Annotated in this window: 1 tRNA gene and 1 rRNA gene; both read left to right on the top strand. The window is 54.3% G+C overall.

Going from position 1 to position 1,526, the window contains the following annotated elements:
- Nucleotides 1–1,311 (top strand): 16S ribosomal RNA (locus tag ACEQ81_RS18570); the annotation flags it as partial.
- A gap of 129 nt (nucleotides 1,312–1,440) precedes the next feature.
- Nucleotides 1,441–1,514 (top strand) — tRNA-Ile (locus ACEQ81_RS18575).
- The last annotated feature ends 12 nt before the right edge of the window (nucleotides 1,515–1,526 follow it).

A 1,526-nucleotide genomic window follows, 5' to 3' on the forward strand; every position in this document is an offset into this window, starting at 1 on the left:
ACGGTAAAGGATGACTATGCGTACCATTAGCTAGTTGGTAAGGTAACGGCTTACCAAGGCCACGATGGTTAGGGGCCCTGAGAGGGGGATCCCCCACACTGGTACTGAGACACGGACCAGACTCCTACGGGAGGCAGCAGTGAGGAATATTGGACAATGGGCGGAAGCCTGATCCAGCCATGCCGCGTGCAGGAAGACCGCCCTATGGGTCGTAAACTGCTTTTATACGGGAAGAATAAGGGGCACGTGTGCCCCGGTGACGGTACCGTAAGAATAAGGACCGGCTAACTCCGTGCCAGCAGCCGCGGTAATACGGAGGGTCCGAGCGTTATCCGGAATTATTGGGTTTAAAGGGTCCGTAGGCGGGCGATTAAGTCAGTGGTGAAAGTCTGCAGCTCAACTGTAGAACTGCCTTTGATACTGGTCGTCTTGAGTCATGGTGAAGTGGCCGGAATATGTAGTGTAGCGGTGAAATGCATAGATATTACATAGAACACCGATTGCGAAGGCAGGTCACTAACCATGTACTGACGCTGATGGACGAAAGCGTGGGGAGCGAACAGGATTAGATACCCTGGTAGTCCACGCCGTAAACGATGGACACTAGCTGTCCGTCCGCCTCAGGCGGATGGGCGGCCAAGCGAAAGTGATAAGTGTCCCACCTGGGGAGTACGTTCGCAAGAATGAAACTCAAAGGAATTGACGGGGGCCCGCACAAGCGGTGGAGCATGTGGTTTAATTCGATGATACGCGAGGAACCTTACCAGGGCTTAAATGTAGAGTGACAGGACCAGAGATGGTTTTTTCTTCGGACACTTTACAAGGTGCTGCATGGTTGTCGTCAGCTCGTGCCGTGAGGTGTCAGGTTAAGTCCTATAACGAGCGCAACCCCTGCCGTCAGTTGCCAGCATTTAAAGATGGGGACTCTGACGGGACTGCCGGTGCAAACCGCGAGGAAGGTGGGGATGACGTCAAATCATCACGGCCCTTACGTCCTGGGCTACACACGTGCTACAATGGCCGGTACAGAGAGCAGCCAGTGGGCGACCACGAGCGAATCTACAAAACCGGTCACAGTTCGGATCGGGGTCTGCAACCCGACCCCGTGAAGCTGGAATCGCTAGTAATCGGATATCAGCCATGATCCGGTGAATACGTTCCCGGGCCTTGTACACACCGCCCGTCAAGCCATGGAAGCCGGGAGTGCCTGAAGTCCGTCACCGTAAGGAGCGGCCTAGGGCAAAATCGGTAACTAGGGCTAAGTCGTAACAAGGTAGCCGTACCGGAAGGTGCGGCTGGAACACCTCCTTTCTAGAGCTGCCCCCCTTGGGGGGCACCGAGATGCCCGATTTCCCCGTGCACATGATATCGGGATTGGATTCTTGTTCTTTTTCGATGTTGTCGGTCCAATTTTTATAATATAAGATCCAAGGAGAGCAGAGTCCCGTAGCTCAGCTGGTTAGAGCGCTACACTGATAATGTAGAGGTCGGCAGTTCGAGTCTGCCCGGGACTACAATGTCGCTTC

This window comes from Spongiimicrobium sp. 3-5, assembly GCF_046557915.1.
Classification (GTDB): Bacteria; Bacteroidota; Bacteroidia; order Flavobacteriales; family Flavobacteriaceae; genus JBHEBG01.